16 protein-coding genes and 1 other RNA gene are annotated in these 17,941 nt (G+C 70.4%); 4 read left to right on the top strand and 13 right to left on the bottom strand.

Translation table 11 applies throughout. From position 1 onward, the window contains the following. Positions 1-8: 8 nt before the first annotated feature. Positions 9-1,517, bottom strand: coding sequence for an SDR family oxidoreductase (locus ABEA24_RS44825; protein WP_345440374.1), 1,509 nt, complete (start codon positions 1,515-1,517; stop codon positions 9-11). 2 nt (positions 1,518-1,519) lie between these two features. After that, positions 1,520-2,875, bottom strand: coding sequence for a cryptochrome/photolyase family protein (locus ABEA24_RS44820; protein WP_345440371.1), 1,356 nt, complete (start codon positions 2,873-2,875; stop codon positions 1,520-1,522). Between the two features lie 148 nt (positions 2,876-3,023). On the opposite strand from ABEA24_RS44820, the gene ABEA24_RS44815 reads away from it, so the two are divergent. Next, a complete protein-coding gene (locus ABEA24_RS44815; RefSeq protein ID WP_345440368.1) occupies positions 3,024-3,515 on the top strand; it encodes a VldE C-terminal domain-containing protein in 492 nt (163 codons plus the stop codon). 52 nt (positions 3,516-3,567) lie between these two features. On the opposite strand, the gene ABEA24_RS44810 is transcribed toward ABEA24_RS44815, so the two are convergent. Continuing rightward, positions 3,568-3,996 carry a helix-turn-helix domain-containing protein gene (locus ABEA24_RS44810; RefSeq protein WP_345440365.1) on the bottom strand — a complete coding sequence of 143 codons (429 nt, stop codon included), beginning with the start codon at positions 3,994-3,996 and terminating at the stop codon, positions 3,568-3,570. Positions 3,997-4,179: 183 nt separating this feature from the next. On the opposite strand from ABEA24_RS44810, the gene ABEA24_RS44805 reads away from it, so the two are divergent. Next, positions 4,180-4,536 carry a tetratricopeptide repeat protein gene (locus tag ABEA24_RS44805; protein WP_345440362.1) on the top strand — a complete coding sequence of 119 codons (357 nt, stop codon included), beginning with the start codon at positions 4,180-4,182 and terminating at the stop codon, positions 4,534-4,536. Between the two features lie 356 nt (positions 4,537-4,892). On the opposite strand, the gene ssrA is transcribed toward ABEA24_RS44805, so the two are convergent. From ssrA to ftsE, 6 genes are all read right to left on the bottom strand, one after another. Continuing rightward, positions 4,893-5,267, bottom strand: a transfer-messenger RNA (tmRNA) gene (ssrA, locus tag ABEA24_RS44800). A 364-nt stretch (positions 5,268-5,631) separates the two neighbouring features. Continuing rightward, positions 5,632-7,494, bottom strand: a complete 1,863-nt coding sequence (locus ABEA24_RS44795; RefSeq protein WP_345440359.1) for a penicillin-binding transpeptidase domain-containing protein — start codon at positions 7,492-7,494, stop codon at positions 5,632-5,634. Between the two features lie 2 nt (positions 7,495-7,496). Then, positions 7,497-7,970, bottom strand: coding sequence for an SsrA-binding protein SmpB (gene smpB / locus ABEA24_RS44790; protein ID WP_345440356.1), 474 nt, complete (start codon positions 7,968-7,970; stop codon positions 7,497-7,499). A gap of 4 nt (positions 7,971-7,974) precedes the next feature. Then, a complete protein-coding gene (locus tag ABEA24_RS44785) occupies positions 7,975-9,126 on the bottom strand; it encodes a S41 family peptidase (protein WP_345440353.1) in 1,152 nt (383 codons plus the stop codon). Positions 9,127-9,181: 55 nt separating this feature from the next. Continuing rightward, positions 9,182-10,087: a permease-like cell division protein FtsX gene (gene ftsX / locus ABEA24_RS44780; RefSeq protein ID WP_345440350.1), complete on the bottom strand. Its 906-nt coding sequence runs from the start codon at positions 10,085-10,087 to the stop codon at positions 9,182-9,184. 54 nt (positions 10,088-10,141) lie between these two features. Beyond that, entirely contained in the window at positions 10,142-10,840 is a 699-nt protein-coding gene (gene ftsE / locus ABEA24_RS44775) for a cell division ATP-binding protein FtsE (RefSeq protein ID WP_345440348.1), read from the bottom strand. Between the two features lie 269 nt (positions 10,841-11,109). Between ftsE and ABEA24_RS44770 the strand changes: the two genes are divergently transcribed. After that, the gene (locus tag ABEA24_RS44770) at positions 11,110-11,295 is read left to right on the top strand and encodes a hypothetical protein (protein ID WP_345440346.1); all 186 of its coding nucleotides are present in this window, start codon (positions 11,110-11,112) and stop codon (positions 11,293-11,295) included. A 96-nt stretch (positions 11,296-11,391) separates the two neighbouring features. Here ABEA24_RS44770 and prfB read toward each other — a convergent pair whose 3' ends face one another. Further along, positions 11,392-12,513, bottom strand: a complete 1,122-nt coding sequence (gene prfB / locus ABEA24_RS44765; protein ID WP_345440343.1) for a peptide chain release factor 2 — start codon at positions 12,511-12,513, stop codon at positions 11,392-11,394. 207 nt (positions 12,514-12,720) lie between these two features. Here prfB and ABEA24_RS44760 point away from each other — a divergent pair, with 207 nt between their 5' ends. Beyond that, positions 12,721-13,767, top strand: a complete 1,047-nt coding sequence (locus ABEA24_RS44760; protein WP_345440340.1) for a DUF8094 domain-containing protein — start codon at positions 12,721-12,723, stop codon at positions 13,765-13,767. 64 nt (positions 13,768-13,831) lie between these two features. Here ABEA24_RS44760 and ABEA24_RS44755 read toward each other — a convergent pair whose 3' ends face one another. The 3 genes from ABEA24_RS44755 to ABEA24_RS44745 all read right to left on the bottom strand — a co-directional run bounded on the left by ABEA24_RS44755 (position 13,832) and on the right by ABEA24_RS44745 (position 17,895). Further along, complete coding sequence (locus ABEA24_RS44755) at positions 13,832-14,788, bottom strand: DUF8094 domain-containing protein (protein ID WP_345440337.1); 957 nt, start codon at positions 14,786-14,788, stop codon at positions 13,832-13,834. A 191-nt stretch (positions 14,789-14,979) separates the two neighbouring features. Next, positions 14,980-16,791, bottom strand: a complete 1,812-nt coding sequence (locus ABEA24_RS44750; RefSeq protein WP_345440334.1) for a serine/threonine-protein kinase — start codon at positions 16,789-16,791, stop codon at positions 14,980-14,982. Positions 16,792-16,989: 198 nt separating this feature from the next. Further along, positions 16,990-17,895, bottom strand: coding sequence for a DUF8094 domain-containing protein (locus tag ABEA24_RS44745; protein ID WP_345440331.1), 906 nt, complete (start codon positions 17,893-17,895; stop codon positions 16,990-16,992). Positions 17,896-17,941: the final 46 nt, after the last annotated feature.

Here is a 17,941-nt window from a genome sequence, read left to right as displayed (position 1 = left end):
CCCTCCACTCACCGCGCGTACGGCCCGCGCGCCGGCGCTCGCGTGACCGCGCGCTCGGCCGCGCGCCGTACCCCCCGCCGCATCCCGCCGAAGACGACGCCGTGGAACGGCCGGATCGCCCACCAGTACAGATGACCGAAGAAGCCGCGCGGGTGGAACAGCGCGCGCTGCCGGAACCAGGTCCGGCCGCCCCGCTCCTCCACGGCCAGCTCCAGCCAGGCGAGACCCGGGAGTCTCATCTCCGCGCGAAGCCGCAGCAGTGCGCCGGGGATCACTTCCTCCACGCGCCAGAAGTCCAGCGCGTCACCGACGCGCAGCCGGTGCGGGTCACGCCGCCCCCGGCGCGTCCCGACGCCGCCCAGAAGCCGGTCGATGCCGCCCCTGACCGCCCAGGCAGCGGGCCACGAGTACCAGCCGTTGGCGCCGCCGATGCCCTCGATGACCCGCCACAGCTCGCCGGGCGACGCGTTGACCGGCGACTCCCGGATGTCGGAGTACACCGTCCCACCCGCCCAGTCCGGGTCCGTCGGCAACGGGTCACTGGGGGCACCCGGCACGGACGCGGACGACCATCGGGTCGTGACGTCGGCGTCGCGGACGCGCTGGAGGGCCAGGCGCACCGCCTCGTCAAAACCGATCAGGCCGTCCGGCGGGTCGGTGACATACTGCGCGATGTCGTGTTCCCGGCACACCGCCTCGTGGCGCTGCGACTCGACCAGCGGCCGCGCCAGCCCGCCCGGAACCGGCGTGACCAGGCCGACCCACAGGCTCGACAGGCCGGCCGACAGCACGGGGACCGGCAGGACGACGCGTCGCGGCAGCCCCGCCACGACGGCGTACCGGCGCATCATCTCCTCGTACGTCAGAACGTCGGGACCGCCGATGTCGAAGGCGCGGTGCACCGAGGCGGGCAGGTCCGCGCAGCCGACGAGGTACCGCAGCACGTCGCGCACGGCGATCGGCTGGGTCCGGGTGCGCACCCACCGCGGAGTGATCATCACCGGGAGCCGTTCGGTGAGGTACCGCATCATCTCGAAGGACGCCGAACCGGAGCCGACGACCACGGCGGCGCGGAGCACGGCCGTGGGCACCCCGGCGGCCAGCAGGATGGACCCGACCTCCGCGCGCGAGCGCAGGTGCTCCGACACTCCGGCGGTCGCGGGCGGTCCCAGCCCGCCGAGATAGACGATCCGCCCGACTTCGGCGTCGCGGGCGGCCGCCGCGAAGATCCGGGCCGCGCGCCGGTCCTGATCGGCGAAGTCACGGCCGCCGCCAAGCGCGTGCACCAGGTAATAGGCGACGTCCACGTCCTCGAGCGCGTGCCGGACGGCCGCCGGGTCGGTCACGTCGGCACGGGCGATCTCCACCCGCCCGGCCCACGGATGGTCGCGCAGCCGCTCGGGAGACCGGGCCAGGCAACGCACGCGGTACCCCGCGTCGAGCAGTTCCGGCACCAGCCGCCCGCCGATGTACCCTGTCGCCCCGGTGACGAGGCACAACCGTCCTTCTTCCACCACCGTCACATCCCGGACCGGGCGCGGCGGAAGCGCGCCGCGTTCGCCGACAGATCCACGATGGGCGCCGGGTAGTCCAGCCGCCCGCGAATCGCCTCCGGCAGGAGCCACGGCCGATGGACGGCGGCTCCCTCGATCTCCGCGAGCTCCGGCACCCACCGGCGTACGTAGTCGCCGCGCGGATCGAACCGCCGAGCCTGCGCGAGCGGATCGAGCACCTGGTTCGGCCGGGTGTTGGCACCCGTCCCGGCCACCCACTGCCAGTTGAGCTGATTGTTGGCGACGTCCCCGTCGACCAGCAGGTCGAGGAAGTGCCGCGCGCCGACCCGCCAGTCGACGTACAGCGTCTTGGCCAGGAAGCTCGCGGTGATCAGCCGCCCTCGGTTGTGCATCCAGCCCTCCGCCGCCAGCTGCCGCATCGCCGCGTCGACCAGCGGATACCCGGTGCGCCCCCGTCGCCAGGCCACCACAGACGCGTCGTCGGAGCACCAACGGTCGCCGCGGGGCCGGTAGTCCTCGTGCGCGGCGACCGGCCGGTCCGCGAGCAGCTGCCGATGGAAGTCCCGCCAGGCCAGCTGCCGTACGAACGCCTCGGCGCCGGGGCCGCCCACCGCCCTGGCCCGGTGCGTCAGCTCGACCGCGGACAGGCAGCCGAAGTGAAGGTACGGCGACAGTCGCGACGTCGCGTCGGCGGCGAGATCGTCGCGCAGGTCGGCGTACCGGTCGATCGGACCGTCGAGCCAGTCCTCCGCACGCCGCCAGGCCGTCTCCTCCCCACCCCGAGGCAGGAAGGGCGACGGCTCGCCACCGGTGAGATCCGCCCGCCCCGGCAGGCGCTCGGACCGTACGGCCGGGACGGGCACCCTCTCCGGGCCGGCGAGCGGCTCCCGGACCCGGACCCGGCCCCACCGCCGGAAGTAGGGGCTGAACACCGCGAAGTGCCCCCTTCCCGCCGGAGTGACGGCGCCCGGCGGAACCACCTGGACCGAGTCATGGACGCGTACCCGCCCGCCCATCACCCGACGCAGCCGGGCCTCGCGTCGCTGCGCGAACGCGCTGACGTCCCTGGCCAGGTGCACCGTGCCGGCCCCGGTCTCATCCGCCACCGCGACGACCTCGCGGACGACGTCCCCGTGCCGTACGACCAGGCGGCCGCCCCGCCCCCGAAGAGCGCTGTCGAGGTCCGCGAGACAGTCGGCGAGGAACGCCGCCCGGTTCGGCGTCACGAACCCCGACGCGCACACACGGTCGTCCACGACGAAGAGCGGCACCACCTCGTCCGCCGCCTTCAGCGCGGCGCGCAGCACCGGGTTGTCCCGCACCCGGAGGTCGGCGGTGAACAGGCAGATCGCGACGGACATCACTGTCGGCATGCCCACCCCGCAGCCCGCCCAACGCTCCTCGACCGGGCGTCCTGGACTGTCCGGGACAGTAAATGATCTTCCGCCCCGGCGGTCACATCCGTAGCTTCTGGCCGCGACGTGCCCCCAGACACCGCCAGGAAGATCCATGAGAACCAGAATCCCCGCCCTGCTCGCCTCCGCGGGCGTCACCGTGACCCTCTTCGCCGCGACGGCCGGCACGGCCCAGGCGGCAAGCGCCCAGCTGGTCGGATGCGGCTCCGCGGGGAAGGTCACCGCGAAGATGTGCAAGCTATACAAGGCCGCGAGCAGCGCCTCCATCAAGGGCCACTACCACTGGGACTCGCAGGGATGTAAACACAAGGACCGGCTCCCCTACCACCCAGAGGGCCGCGCCTGCGACCTCGTCTACGGAAAGATCGGCAAGACGGCCACGGGCGACAACCGGGCCGACGGCTACAAGATGGTGAAGTGGCTGGTCAACCACCACGGCGCGTACTCCATCGACCACATCATCTGGCAGGGCATCATCTACTCGCCCAACGGCAACTGGAAGGGCCACAAGGACAAGACCTGCAAGAAGGGCTCCGGCGTCACCGTGTGCCACCGGGACCACGTGCACGTCGCCGTCCGCAAGTGACGACGACCCGGCCGTCCGGCACGCGAGCCGGACGGCCGGGCCAGGACGAACCTTACGGACGCCACCGCCCCATCGCGGTGAGCGTGAGCGCCGCCCCGACGGCCGCCGCGGCGACGACACCCCCGGCCGTGACGAGATGCCGCCTGGTGATCCGCGAGCCCCGTACGGACGCCCTCCGCGCGTCGGGCGAGACGGTCCCCGACTCGTCGAGCAGCACGAGGTGCCTGCGTCGGGCGACCCACGCGTCGACGGTCCGCGGTGCGCAGCCACAGGCCCGGGTGAACGCCTTCACCACCTCTTCGCGCGGCAGCCGGTCCCGGCTCAGCGATGACGCGACGGTGCTGTGCGGCAGGGCGTCTCCCGCAAGCGCCGCCCGCTTCTCGAGCTCTCGGTACGACAAGCCGGACCATGCCTTCAGGCGCCGGAGCCCGGCGACGAACTCGGCCACGGTGCCCGCCGCATCGGGCGGTGGCTCAGACATCAGTCCCGACACAAGCCCTCACTTCGAGCCAGCGAAAATGATCATCGAGTCTTGCGGATCACGCCCCGAACTTCAATGAAGCGCTGGTCTGATCCAGAAGTCCCGGTGACCCTCCCCCCGGGAACAGACCGACTCGTCCCAGTGTTGCCACGTCAGGCACCAAGTCAAGGGGACGGAGGAACCATGACCTACGAGGACTACCAGCGCGGATGCCTGTTCTTCGACGCGAAGGACTACGCCGAAGCCGGCCGCATCCTCGCCCCGATCGTCGAGCGCGACCCGGCCAACCGGGCGGCGGTGGAGTTGCTCGGCCGAGCCTATTTCCACAGCGCCCAACTCGGCCGCGCCGAGGAGACGTTCCGCCGCCTGGTCGACCTGGACCCGACGAACGGCTGGGCCTACGAAGCCCTGGCCCGTACTCTCGAGCGCCGCAGCCGCCCCGCCGAGGCCCAGCGCTACCGCAAGCTGGCCACCGCCATGGGCATCGCCCCCACCGAGCACCCCACCCTCTCCATAACCGCCGCCAACCTGGCCGACTAACCCCAACACACAAAGAGCCGTTGCCCTGGGCCTCAGGTCAACGGCTCTTGAACCGCGCGGGGGTCGTCCCGCCAAAAGCAAACGGGCCCCGCGACATCGACCCGAAGGGTCGATGAGCAAAGGCCCGCAAGAACACAGCAACCCCCGGGAGGTGCGGCGCAGCCGCACACCGAGGGGTCAGCGAGCCCTGGCGAGGATGGCCGCAAGGCCATCGAGCACACAGGCCCGCAGGAAAACAGAAACCCCCGGGAGGTGCGGCGAAGCCGCACACCGGGGGGCTCGGGGGGTCTCCCCCCGAAAAACATAGCGGGCCACGGCGAAGACGGCCGCAAGGCCATCGAGCACAGTGGCCCGCCTCGTGGAGGTGGCGGGAATCGAACCCGCGTCCTTCAGTACCAAGACAGGGCTTCTCCGGGCGCAGCCTGCTAGTCGTTTTCTCAGCCCCGGCGCTCACGCAGGCGTGTCGCCGACAGGCTCAGCCACTGTTAGGTTTCCCCGTCACTCCCGTGGCCGGAGTGGCAGGTTGAGTCTCCTAGCGATGCCAGGTCCCGGGCCGGAGACACTCCCGGGCTGACAAGTTCGCTACCTAACCTCAGGCGGCAAGGGCGAACTGAGTGCGCTTAGAGTTGGCACTTGTTCGTTTGCGGTCACAGGATTTACGAGGTCACAACCGCAGCCCTCGGCCCGCTTCCCCATGTCTCGACATACCGAAGTCGAAACCGGTCACCCCCTCTTGAGTTGTCAACCGGGCACCGAAGCACCCGTCGCGTCGACCGTACATGGTCAACGCTCCGGATGCCAAAGAGATTCCCGGTGGGACGCCGTACGCGGCGGAAGTTCCGTGGAAGACGAGAACCCCCGTGGGTGTGAACTAGGCACACCCACGGGGGTGACCGGCAGGGTCGGGCCGGTCCGGACGGCAGAGCCTCCCCCGAGACGAGGCTCTGGTCTCATCACGGCGACTGAGTCCGCAACCCCCCAAGCGGTGTCTCAGTCACTTGTTAAGACGTCCGGTCGCACTCGGATGGTTGCGGCCCTTGAGTCAAGAAATGACAAAGCCGTCACAGCGGTCACCGCCGCGTCCGCGGCCCCGTGTCAGCTCTGGGCTCTCACGAACTTCGCGGCCAGGTCGTCCGCCTTGGCCTTGCCCTCTACGGCGATCGCGAAGGCCACGCCCTGGCGATAGCCGACGAACCAGGAGACGTACTGTCCGTTGCCGTACGGCACCGTGTCGCTGACGCCGCCCGAGACCCTGGTGCCCTTCGCGGTGCCGTACGTCGCTGCGCGCAGCATGAGGTTCTGCAGGGTCGGGATCCTGTCTGAGGAATCCGTGTTCCGGACCGGCACCGACGGTGATGCGTCCTTGAGGAACTGTGGTGGCCGCCAGGTGCCGCTGCTGACCGCCCCGGCGAGCAGCGCCATGGACAGCGGGCTGACCTCGATCCTGCCCCGCCCGATCATCTCCGCGGCGCGCTCGGCCTCGTTGGCCGGGGCCGGCACCGAACCGGAGAACGAGGGCAGCGGCAGGCTCCAGGGGGCGCCGATACCGAAGCGGGCCGCGCTCGCAGGCAGGTCCTGGGGCGCGATGGCGCGGTACTGCGAGGCGAACGCCGTTGTGCAGCCCACCGCGAAGTTGGCCTGGAAGGTCCTCTCCACAGGGCCTGAGTAGGTGACCGTCTGCCCGCCGATGTTCCGCGTGCCCCTCAGGCAGGTCAGCGACGAGGTGACCTCCTGGTTGGGGTACTGCAGGAGCGCGCGGGTGGTCACGATGCTGAACGTCATCCCCGGCGGGTAGTGGCCGTTCAACGCCGCGCTGTTCTGCTGTGGGGTGTCGTCGTTCTGTCCGGCGCCGTACTTCCGCTGCGAGGCGGCGTTGTTCGCGGCGGCGAGGATGTTGCCCGTGGCCGGGTCGATCGCCGCGAGCGACGCCGGGGAGTGCAACGCCTTCAGGGCGTTCTCGGCGGCGTTCTGCGTCTTGCGGTCGATCGTGGTGGTCACCGGCTGGCTCTCGGTGCCGAGGACCTGGAAGAGGCTCTTGGTGTTGGACCCGGAAGAGTCCTGCGCGACGACCTCGACGGTCGGGGTGCCGGCCAGCTTGCGCTGCTCCAGCACCTGCAGCCCGGAGACGCCGATCGTGTCACCGGGCTGGTAGGGAGCGCCGACCTGCTGGAGGCGTTCGGCCGTGGCCGGACCGAGCTTGCCCACGATCTCGTCGGCGACCGCCGGGGCGACGTACATGGGGCGGGAGCTCCGCTCGACACCGGCGACCTGCCGGAGCTGGGCGGCGTCCGCGACCTGGTCGGGCTGGAGGGTGACCAGCGGCAGGAACTTCTGCGGCGGAGCGGACCGTACGTGGGCGATCACCCGGTCCTTGTCCAGGTGGGTGATCTTGGCGAGCCGGCCGAGGGTCTGATCGGCGTTGGCGAGCCTGCCGGGCGTCACGCCGAAGATCTCGACCTTCACCGGTTTGAGGAGCGTGTGGCCCCGGTCGTCGAGGATGCCCTGGCGCTTCGGCGTGGTCGTGACGATGGCGAGCCGCTGGCCCTGGCCGAGTGCCGGATGGATGATCGACGGACTCCAGGCGACCTTCCACTTGCCGTTCGTCCGGTGCAGGCGCATCGAGCTGCCGTAGCTCCACGGCGAACCGCCGTCGCCCAGGTCGATGCTCACCGAGAACTGCGCCGTCGCGTCCTCGCCGATCTGCCGTACCCGGCCGAGCGCCAGGTGCAGCGACGCGAGGTCCAGCTGGGACGGTACCGCGCCGAGCGCCGCCGCCACCGCAGCGCGGTCCCCGTTGGTCTGTTTCGCGGCTTTGCCGTATTTACCGCTCTGCCACGCGACGAGGAAGTTCCGGATGGTCGGCAGCGGTGAGGGCTCGGCGAAGCAGCCGGCGCTCGTCGTCGTGACCAGCAGGGTCGCGGCCAGCGCGGCCGTCGACCGGAGCCGTCGGATGCCCACCCTCAGCGCCTCCGCAGCCGTGCGGCGCGGGCGCGCTCCATCTCCCGAGCGGCGTCCCGCTTGGCGATGGCCTGTCGCTTGTCGTATTCGCGCTTGCCGCGCGCGACCGCGATCTCGACCTTCGCCTTGCCGTCCTTGAAGTACAGGGACAGCGGGACCAGCGTGTGGCCGGGCTCGTTCGTCTTAGCGATCAGCTTGCCGATCTCTCGCCGGTGCAGCAGAAGCTTGCGGGGACGCCTCGCCGCGTGGTTGGTCCACGTCCCCATCGTGTATTCGGGAATGTGCACTCCCTCGAGCCAGGCCTCTCCGTCGCGGATCAGAGCGTACCCGTCCGTGAGGTTGGCCCGCCCGGCGCGCAGCGACTTCACCTCGGTGCCGGTGAGCACGAGGCCCGCCTCGTAAGTGTCCTCTATGTGGTAATCGTGACGCGCTCGCTTGTTCTGCGCGATCAGTTTGCGTCCCTCTTCGCGTGGCAATGACTCAGCCTCGGTCCTTCGTCGGCAGGGTGGCCAGCAGTTCGCGCACGACGGTGAGCGCGCGCCGCTCGGCCTCCCGGGGTGGGCGGTTCGCGTTGACCGCGACGTCTGGATCGATCCCGGACCCATCGAGGTTACGGCCACTCGGAGTCCGGTATCGACCGACGGTCATCTCGATCGCGGATCCGTCGGCCAGCCGCAACGGCTCCTGCACCGACCCCTTTCCGAAGGTACGCGATCCGACGATCACTGCGCGATCTCGATCCCGCAATGAGCCCGCGACGATCTCGGCGGCGCTGGCCGTGCCCCCGTCGACGAGGACGACGAGCGGGACCCTCGTGTCACCGCCCGTACGGGCGAGGAGCCGCTCCGGCGGGGCCCCGGCGCGTTCGAACATCACCACCGGGCCGCCTGAGAGGAAGACGGACGCGGTGTCGACCGCCTCGTCCAGCAGGCCGCCGGGGTCGCCCCGCAGGTCCAGCAGGACGCCGCCGCGGTGCCCGGGGCGGCCCGCCACCGCCGCGCGCACCTCCTGGCCGACCCCCCGCGTGAACGCCGCGATCCGGATGACCACCACGCCGTCGGGGGTCAGGGAGGCGCTCACGTCGTGCGACGCCATCGCCGCGCGTACCAGCGCGAAGCGCAGGGGGACGCCGTCACGCCGTACGTCGAGGCCGACGCTCGTGGTGGGCTGCCCGCGCAGGGCGGCGGCCACCGTGGCGACCGTCAGGTCCCGCGTCGAGGTGCCGTCGACCGTCACGATGACGTCGCCCGAGCGGACGCCCGCGCGCTCGGCGGGCGACCCGGGCTGCACGCCGACGATCTCGACGTCCTCGCCGGCCTTCTCCAGCCACAGGCCGACACCGCTGTACCAGCCGTTCAGCGTGTCCTCGAGGCCGCTGAACTCCGCGGCGGTGTAGAACCGCGCCCAGCGGTCGCCCATGCGGCGTAGGGCCTTCTCGACCGCGACGCGCTCGCGCTCGGGGTCCGGCGCGGCACGGGCCACCTCGGCCGCCGCCTGCCCGACCGCAGGCTGCCAGGGGTGTTCCGGCGCACGCGTACCCGGCCCACCCGCCCCGGCTCCCATGGCGTACGCGAACGCCAGAGCGGCCACGACGGCCGCCCCGCGGAGCACACGACCGGTCAGCCGGGGCATGCCAGGATTCTACGAGCGACCCGATCACCGGACCGGCACATCGCCGGCCGCAGCGTCAGATCTTCAGGTAGCGACGCAGGGTCAGGAAGGACGCCAGGGCGCAGAGCAGGACGCCGAAGCACATCGAGGCGACGATGACGGTCGTCACGTCCACCCAGCCCAACGGCGTCGCGAACTGCAGGTTCTTCTGGAGCCTGCCGAGCAGGAAGACCTTTGAGAAGCTCAGCAGGATCGCGGCGAAGATACCGCCCACGAGGCCGGCGATCGCGCCCTCGAGGACGAACGGCAACTGGATGTAGATGTTCGAGGCGCCGACCAGCCGCATGATGCCGGTCTCCCGCCGCCGGTTGAACGCCGATAGTCGGATGGTGTTGGCCACCAGCAGCACGGCAGCGATGAGCTGGATCGCCGCGATGGTCAGCGCGGCCCACTGCAGACCGCCGAGGATCTTGAAGAACTTCTCCAGGATGGCGCGCTCGTTGACGACCTGGTCGACGCCCGCGCGACCCTGCATCTGCGCGACGACCGCCGCGAAGTTCTTCGGATCCTTGAGCTTCACCCGGAAGGAGTCGGGGATGTCACCCGGCTGGATGGAGCCGGCGATGCCCGGGCTGTCCTTGAACTGCTCCTTGGCCCGCTGGTACGCCTGCTCCGCCGTCTCCGGGGTGACCTTCTGCACCTGCGGCATGCTCTCGAGCTGCTTCTGGATCTCAGACTTCTGATCCGCCGTCGGCGCGGTCTTCTTACAGGTCGGGTTGGCGCTCAGCTTGTTGCACAGGTAGATCGAGACCTCGACCTTGTTCGACCAGTAGTTGTTCGACTTGTCGACCTGCATCTTCAGCAGCACACCGGTGCCGAACAGCGCCATCGCGATCGCGACGGTGACGACGAGCGCGATGGTCATGGTGAGGTTCCTGCGGAGACCGATCCAGATCTCCTGAAAAACGAACTGTACGCGCATGCCTCGCTGTCCTTGGTCGTCCGGTGTGGGTCGTGTCGCGGCGGTGCGGCGTGCTCAGACGCCGCCGTACGCCTGGCCGTAGACGCCGCGCGACTGGTCGCGCACGACGCGACCGTCCTCCAGCTCGACCACTCGCTTGCGGAAGGCATCGACGATGGCGGCGTCGTGCGTCGCCATCACGACCGTCGTGCCGGTCCGGTTGATCCGGTCGAGCACCTTCATGATGCCGATGCTCGTCGCCGGGTCGATGTTCCCCGTCGGCTCGTCGGCCAGGAGGATCATCGGCCGGTTGACGAACGCCCGCGCGATCGCGACGCGCTGCTGCTCGCCACCGGACAGCTCATCGGGCATCCGATGGGCCTTGCCCTCGAGGCCGACGAGGTCGATGACCTCGGGGACCACCTTGCGGATGAAGCGCCGCGGCTTGCCGATGACCTCAAGGGCGAACGCGACGTTCTCGTAGACGTTCTTGTTGGGGAGCAGGCGGAAGTCCTGGAACACGCAGCCGATACGGCGGCGCAGGTGCGGGATCTTCCAGTTGGTCAGTCGACTCAGGTCCTTGCCGGCAACGTGGATACCTCCCTGCGTCGGCCGCTCCTCTTTGAGGATCAGGCGCAGGAAGGTCGACTTGCCGGACCCGGACGGACCGACGAGAAAGACGAACTCGCCCTTCTCCACGGCCACGTTGACACCCTGGAGGGCGGGTCGACCCTGATTGGAATAGACCTTGGTGACGTTATCAAAGTGGATCACGGCTGCATCACGACGTGCCAGTCTAGGGGCTGGGGGACGGCGACGACTGTCTTTTCGTCGACAGGCGTCCTGCCGCGGCTTCCCGGCTTGGCGGGCCGATTGGCCAAGCAGCAGTCTAGGGGGGAGACTGGCATGGATCGTCCAACTTGGGTACACCCAGGGAAAACCAACCGGGCATCACGGACACCTGCCGCCCCAGGACGGCGGGCCACCGGCCAGGAACGCATAGGCTGGGCGGATTCGACGCCCAGCGTTCGGGAAGGAGCCGGATGAGCTGCGAACATCTGATCTGCGCACGATGCTCGGGACCCGTCGTCGAGGGGCGCTGCCCCGCGTGCCGCGCGGCACGGGCGGAGGTGCACCGTCCCGGGCCGTTCGGGATCTCCCCCATCCTGCTCGGCGCCCTGATCCTGGCGCTGACGCTGCTGATCGCGCTGAAGCTGGGCCTGCACTAGGCCATCGGGAGCGACCCCGTCAGCATCCGATCATCATGACCGGAGCGGCGGTCGGTCCTGCTCTATGCGATCGTCGTGACCTGACCGGAGCGGCGGTCAGTCCTGCTCTTCCCCGGCCTCCCGGCGGCGCATCCACCGGATCTCCGCCTCGATGAACTCGTCGATGTCGCCGTCGAGAACAGCGGTCGGGTTGCCCGCCTCGACGCCCGTGCGCAGGTCCTTGACGATCTGGTACGGGTGCATGACGTAGTTGCGGATCTGGGTGCCCCAGGAGCTCGTCGACTCGCCGCGCAGCTCGTTCATCCGCTCGGCCTCCTCCTGACGCTTGCGCTCCAGGAGCTTGGCCTGCAGCACCGTCATCGCGGTCGCGCGGTTCTGCAGCTGGCTGCGCTCGTTCTGGCAGGAGACGACGATGCCGGTCGGCAGGTGCGTGATCCGCACCGCCGAGTCGGTGGTGTTGACGCCCTGCCCACCGGGACCGCTGGAGCGGTAGACGTCGATGCGCAGCTCGTCCTCAGGGATCTCGACGTGGTCGGTCTGCTCGACGACCGGCACGACGTCGACGCCGGCGAACGAGGTCTGCCGGCGGCCCTGGTTGTCGTACGGGGAGATCCGGACCATGCGGTGGGTGCCGTGCTCGCCGCGGAGCGTGCCGTAGGCGTACGGCGCCTTGACGGTGAAGGTAGTCGACTTGAGGCCGGCCTCTTCGGCGTACGACGTGTCGTACACCTCCGTGGGGTAGCCGTGCCGCTCGGCCCAGCGGAGGTACATCCGCTGCACCTGCTGCGCGAAGTCGGCCGCGTCCACGCCGCCCGCCTGCGCGTTGATCGTGATGAGCGCCTCACGCGCGTCGTACTCGCCCGACATCAGGGTGCGGACCTCGAGCTGCTCGATCTCCTTGCGGAGCGCCCCGAGCTCCCGCTCGGCCTCGCCGCGGGCGTCGTCGTCGGCCTCCTCGGAGGCCAGCTCCAGCAGCACCGTGGCGTCGTCGAGCCGGTTGCGCAGGCCCTCGACCTTGCCCAGCTCGCCCTCGAGATAGGACAGCTTCCGGGTCACCTGCTGGGCCCGGTCCTGATCGTTCCACAGGTCGGGATCGGCAGCCTGCTCGCGAAGCTCTCCGATGTCACGACGCATCGCGTCGAGGTCCAGGACGGCCTCGATGCCCGTCAGCATCGAGCCGAGTTCCTTAATCTCTTCAGAGGGGTCCATGGCTGCCACGTTCGAAAGCCTACCCGTGCCCGTACTCTCCGCGTACGCGCTCCGAGCGTCTTTGCCGACCAGGCTCTGTCGGCCCTCATATCCGATCACGTGGGGATCCCCGGCATACGTCTTTGCCGAGCGGGCTCATCCGGCCCTCACACCGGCGCACTGGGAGATCCCTGGCATACTCTGCCCGACAGCTGTAACGATGATCGGCCGGGGAACATGAACAAGGCGGTTGCGTCCACGCTGGTGGCGGTGCTCACCCTCACCGGCGCCGCAGGCTGCTCGGGCAAACCGCACCGTACCGTCCACACGACCCCGGTCGCCGCCGAGAGCAGCCCGCCCCCCGAGGCGGTGAACCCCGAGACGGCGGCCAAGGCGTTCCATTCGTTCGTCAACAACGACGACGTCGCGCGGGCCAGCGGAGACGAGCGGCTCGCGCTGTGGTGGACGAGTGAGGGGCAGTCCCAGCTCACCGCGGCGGCGTTCCGCCGGGCGGTCGCGGCGGGCGATCCGGTCCCCCGCTACCGCTACGACTCACCGGTCTTCTACGTCCCGCACCTGCTCGTGAACGGCCCCCAGTGGTTCGTGGTCAGCGCGCGCCGGACCACCGCGGACGGCAAGGACCCCCACACCGTGTTCATGGGGTTCCTCGCGTCCAAGTCGGTCAAGCGCTGGCGGCTGAGCCTGGCCGCCGTGCTGGACGACAAGCAGAAGCCGCCGAAGATCGCGGTGGGCGCCGACGGCTACGCCAAGGCCCTACCCACGTTCGACAGCCACCTGCTGATCCCGCCCCGGCTGGTCCCGTCGATCCAGGCGACGCTCGCGGAGGAGGGCCCGCAGAACGTCGCGGCGCACGTCATGGACACCGGGAAGTACACCACCGGCTACTACACGACGGATCAGAAGGCCATGAAGAAGAGCAAGAAGGAGAAGAAGATCGGCCTGCGCAGCAGCGCGCTCTACGCCGCGACCTCCTTCCCGATCTTCCCGCTGGCGACCGAGGACGGCGGCGGCATGGTGCTGTACGCGCTGAGCCGCGACACCGTGATCAGCAAGAGCAAGAAGAAGCCCGGCCAAGTGCCGGTGCCCGACGACGTCGCGCCGTTCCTCACCTCGAAGCTCGTGCGCAACGAGATCGACGTCAACCAGACCATGCAGTACGTCGCCGTGGTCCCGGCCAAGCCGAAGAAGGACGACGGCAGCGTCAAGGCGGAGATCATCGGTGCCGACGGCGGCACCGTCAAGGCGACCGTTCCCAACAAGTGAGCCGACGGGTGCCCGGTGGATCTCCTCCCACCGGACGCCCCTGGGCCCGCCTGGCGGGAGGCCGTCAGGAGACCCGGGCCGAGGCGAGGTCGAGGTCCTCGATGAGCACGCTGGCGGCGCCGCGTACGGGGAGATAGGCGACGGCCCGCCAGACCCAGGTCGCGGTCACCCGATGCCCGGTCCTGCCGTGGAGGTAGGCGCGGACGTCCGCCGGCACCGCCGTGACGTCGCCGCTTCCGGCAGCGGTGTACGTCGTCGTCCGCCGCAGCGAGTAGGTCACGATCGCCCCGCCGTCGGTGGTGCGCAGCGCGTAGATCGGATAGCCCGTCGGTGCCGAGCGGCCCGAGACGATCACTCCGTGGGCGCGCAGTTGCTTCTCCTGCCGTGCCTCGGCCTGGCGCCACTCCCGGTCGGCGGCGCCGGCGTGGAGCGCGTGTTCGTCCCCGCGATCGAGGTACGCGGCGTGGGCCGCGGGCAGGGCGGCCGGCGCGGTCGCCGACGCAGCGGAGCCCGGATCGACCGCCTCGGCGTACCCCTGCGCGTCCGTGGCGATCCGGGGTGGCCGGCCCGTGAAGTACACCTGGCTCGCCAGCCGCCATCCCGACCGCGCGGTCTCCTCGGCGAACACCGCGAAGATCGGGCGTTCGGCACGGCCGCGCCGCTCCAGCGCCGACACCGCGAACCATCGGGGAAGACCCCGCAGCCGTGGCACGTACATGACGGGGTTGCGCAGCGAGATCGCCCCGAGACGGGGCGGCCGTCCGCCGCCGCGGCGCAGGGCGGCCTCCGCGGTCGCGTCGATCGCGTCGGCGCCCAGCGCGCGCCACGCGGTGGTGTCACCCGCCGTGACGGCCTTGTTGTAGCGGCGCACGTAGGCGTCGAGGACCTGCGCCGACGCCTCCGCGGAGACGGCGGGGGCGGCGGTGGTCCCGCCCGCCGGGGCACCGTCCCCGTGGCCGCCCTGGCAACCGGCGACCAGCAGGACCGCCGGCACGGCCGAGACGACACGGCGGGGGCGCATTGCCGCATTCTGGCATCGCGGCCGCCGAGGCCGCACGCGCCCCGGCACCGGCCGGCCGGTGTGGCGAGGACCGCTCCGACCGGCGTTACGACGCTGTGGCCGCACGCGCCCGGCGACGCGGTGCCCTGGGGTCCCCCCGACGTGGATCGCGGGATCCACGCCGGCCCGGAGATCAAGGTGACGTCGCCCGGCTACCGGGGCAGCTCCGCGGCGATCTGCGGGTTGAGCAGGTCCCGTACCTCGGAGTACGGCACGGTGACCGTGTAGGAGGGGCATTCGGTGCCCCCGCGCGACCAGGTCATGACCATCCCATTGGCCGTGAAGAATGGCGAGATGATCGGCTCCCGGACGTCCGACGTCGGGTAGAAGTCCTTGCGCTGCAGAGGCGGGCGGACGCATACGAGATGCAGGTCGGGCTTGGTCACATGTGCGGACACCCGTTTCTCCAGCGTCGCGAGCCCGCTCTGGAGGAGCGTCTCGGGCCGGAACACGTCGTCGGCGGTCAGCGCCTTCCCGGTGCGCAGGTCGACGGTGACGTTGATCCGGGGTAGTTCGAAGTCGAGAGGGAAACAGAGCGTCATCGGCAGCGCGTACTGGACCGATGCCAGACGCGGCCCGTTCATCCCGATTTGGGGTTGTGCGCGCAGGATAGTCGGCTTCGTGCAGGGCGGACTGGCCTCCGCGTTCATTTTCTGCAATGCGTCGATGCCCCAGTCGAGCGGGGCGACGAGCGCCTGATCGATCTTGCGCTGCACGGCGGCGTTCCGGACGCCGCTCACGTGGACGTAGCTCGCGTTTCGCAGGTCGAGGCCGGCGACGGATCGGGTGTAGGAGGCCAGTTCGACCCGTATGGGCGCTGCGGCGGCCGGTTTCGGTTTCTTCGGCTTGTGCTGGCTCAGGACGATGGCGGCGGTCGTCGCCGAGCCCGCCACGACGACGGCGGTGCCGATGGCGGCCGCTTTCATCCCGGCGTTGGCACCGAAGATCTTCGTAGCCGCGCCCGCCTTTCCCGCTGCGGCCTTTCCCGCTGCGGCCTTGCCCGCCGCTGCCCCGCCCGCGTGGCCCCCCGCTGCGCCACCCGCGTGGCCGGCCGCTGCACCACCCGCTGCCCCGCCCGCACCAGGGGCCGAACCCGCCACCAGAGCCGCGAACGGGAACAGCGCGGCGAGGCCGGCCGCGGCCTCGGCCAGCCGCCTCCAGCCGTTGGACTCCCATTGGGGCCCGTACTCGGCGGCCGCCGCCATCGCCAGCTCTTCGGCGAACTTCAGCGCGCTCGGCGGCCGGTCGGCCGGGTCTTTGGCCAGGCCCCGGTAGATCAGCGCCTGGATCGGCGGCGGTGCCTGGTCAGCGGGGATCTCGCCGCTCGTGTGCTGGGCGCGGTAGGCCTCGGTCGTGTCGCCCGGGTACGGCTTGCGGCCCGTCACGCATTCGAAGAACACGCACGTGGCGGCGTACACGTCGGTGGAGGGCGAGGCGGGCGCCCCGGCCCACTGCTCCGGCGCCATGTACGCCGGGGTGCCGATGATCTGGCCTGCCACGCCCGAGCGCACCGCGATGCCGAAGTCGATCAGCTTGCTCTGGCCGTCGGCCTCGACCATGACGTTGGCGGGCTTGTAGTCGCGGTGGACGATACCCACGTCGTGCGCGGCCCAGAGGCCGAGCAGCGATCCCTTCAGCACCGCCAGCGCGGCCTCTGGCTCCAGCGGGCCGCGCTCGTCGAGCAGCGTCCGGAGCGACACCCCGTCGATCGCCTCCATGACGATGGCCGCGCCCTGCGGCTGCTCGACGTACTCGAAGAGGCGCACCACGTTCTGGTCGTCGAGCCCGCGCAGGATCCGTGCCTCTTCCCGGAACTCCGTGCGGAAGCGCTCATCCGGAACGGTGAGGTACTTGACGGCGACATGCGTGCCCGAGGCCTCGTGCCGGGCGAGAACGACGCGACCGAAGCTGCCCCGTCCCAGCTCTCGGAGGGTGTTGTATCCGGGAAGTGACCATTCGTCCACAGATAGATAATGATCTACTCGATGGCGATACCGGGTGAGGATCGGGAGAACCGGAATGCCGCCGTTATCTTCGGGGCACGGTCGTGGGACCGTCAGCTCGCCGGTCGGCCACCGGGTGGCTCACATCGCCTGATCGCCGCGGCCGGCCTCGCCGGTCCGATGCGGAACTCGCGCCGGAGCCGGACGAGGCGGCGCCGCCTATGACGCGGTGGCCTGGATCGCCTTGCGGTAGCTTCCGACGACCCGGGCGCCCCCCTGAGCGGGCACCGCGGCGAGGTACTGGGTCAGCGCGGTGGTGGCCAGGTGGTGGCGGATCTTGCCGCTGATCAGGCCGGTGAGGTCGCCGCCGCTGCCGATGACCCCCGCCTTGGTCACGTCGTAGGTCTCGCTCTGCCGCACGACGTACCAGACGAGCGCGCCGCCGTCGGTGGTGCGCAACGCGAACGCCCGCTGCTGGTCGGGCTGGAAGTCGGAGGTGAGCGTCACTCCCCGGTGCTTGAGCGCGGACTCGGCCTTGACCAGCTCGGCGTGCGCCTGCGTGGTGTACGGCCCCGGCGCCATGCCGGACGTGCCGTGCGACAGGGCGGCGGCGTGCATCGCGGCGACCTTCCCCGGCGCCTGCTTGGCGTCGTCCGGGTCGACCGCGGTGGCGTAGCCGTCCTTGTCGAGGGCCACCCCGGTGATCGTCGCGGTGGGGAACGGATCGGCGGTGAGCAGCCACCGGCCGCCGGGGCGTTCCTGAGTGAAGAGCAGGGCGTGCCGGGTCTTCCCGGAGGTCGCGGTGACCGCGAACCACTTGGGGAACCCCGACTCCCGGGGGATGTAGTACGCCGGAGCGGTGTAGGCGAAGGGGGTGTACTTCGCCTTCGCCGCCGCGCGCAGCCGGTACTCGGCGCGGTCCATGTCGAGCTGGGCGCCGGTCTCCACGGTGGCCAGCAGCTTCTCGTCGAGCGTGCTGTTGGCCCGGTTGTTGATGGACTGGTAGTGGGCGAGCAGCTGGGCGGCCCGGTCCTTGGTCACGGCGGGCTCGGCCGTCGCCGGAGATCCGCCGCACGCGGCCAGCGGCAGCAGGACGGCCGTCAAGGCGCTGAGGTGTCGGAACATGCGGACCAGATTCGCACAGTGATCATTCGATTACTCTGCGAATCCG

The sequence above is a fragment of the Actinoallomurus vinaceus genome, from assembly GCF_039542055.1.
GTDB classification, from domain to species: domain Bacteria; phylum Actinomycetota; class Actinomycetes; order Streptosporangiales; family Streptosporangiaceae; genus Actinoallomurus; species Actinoallomurus vinaceus.
This window is presented reverse-complemented; position numbering and strand designations above follow the sequence as displayed.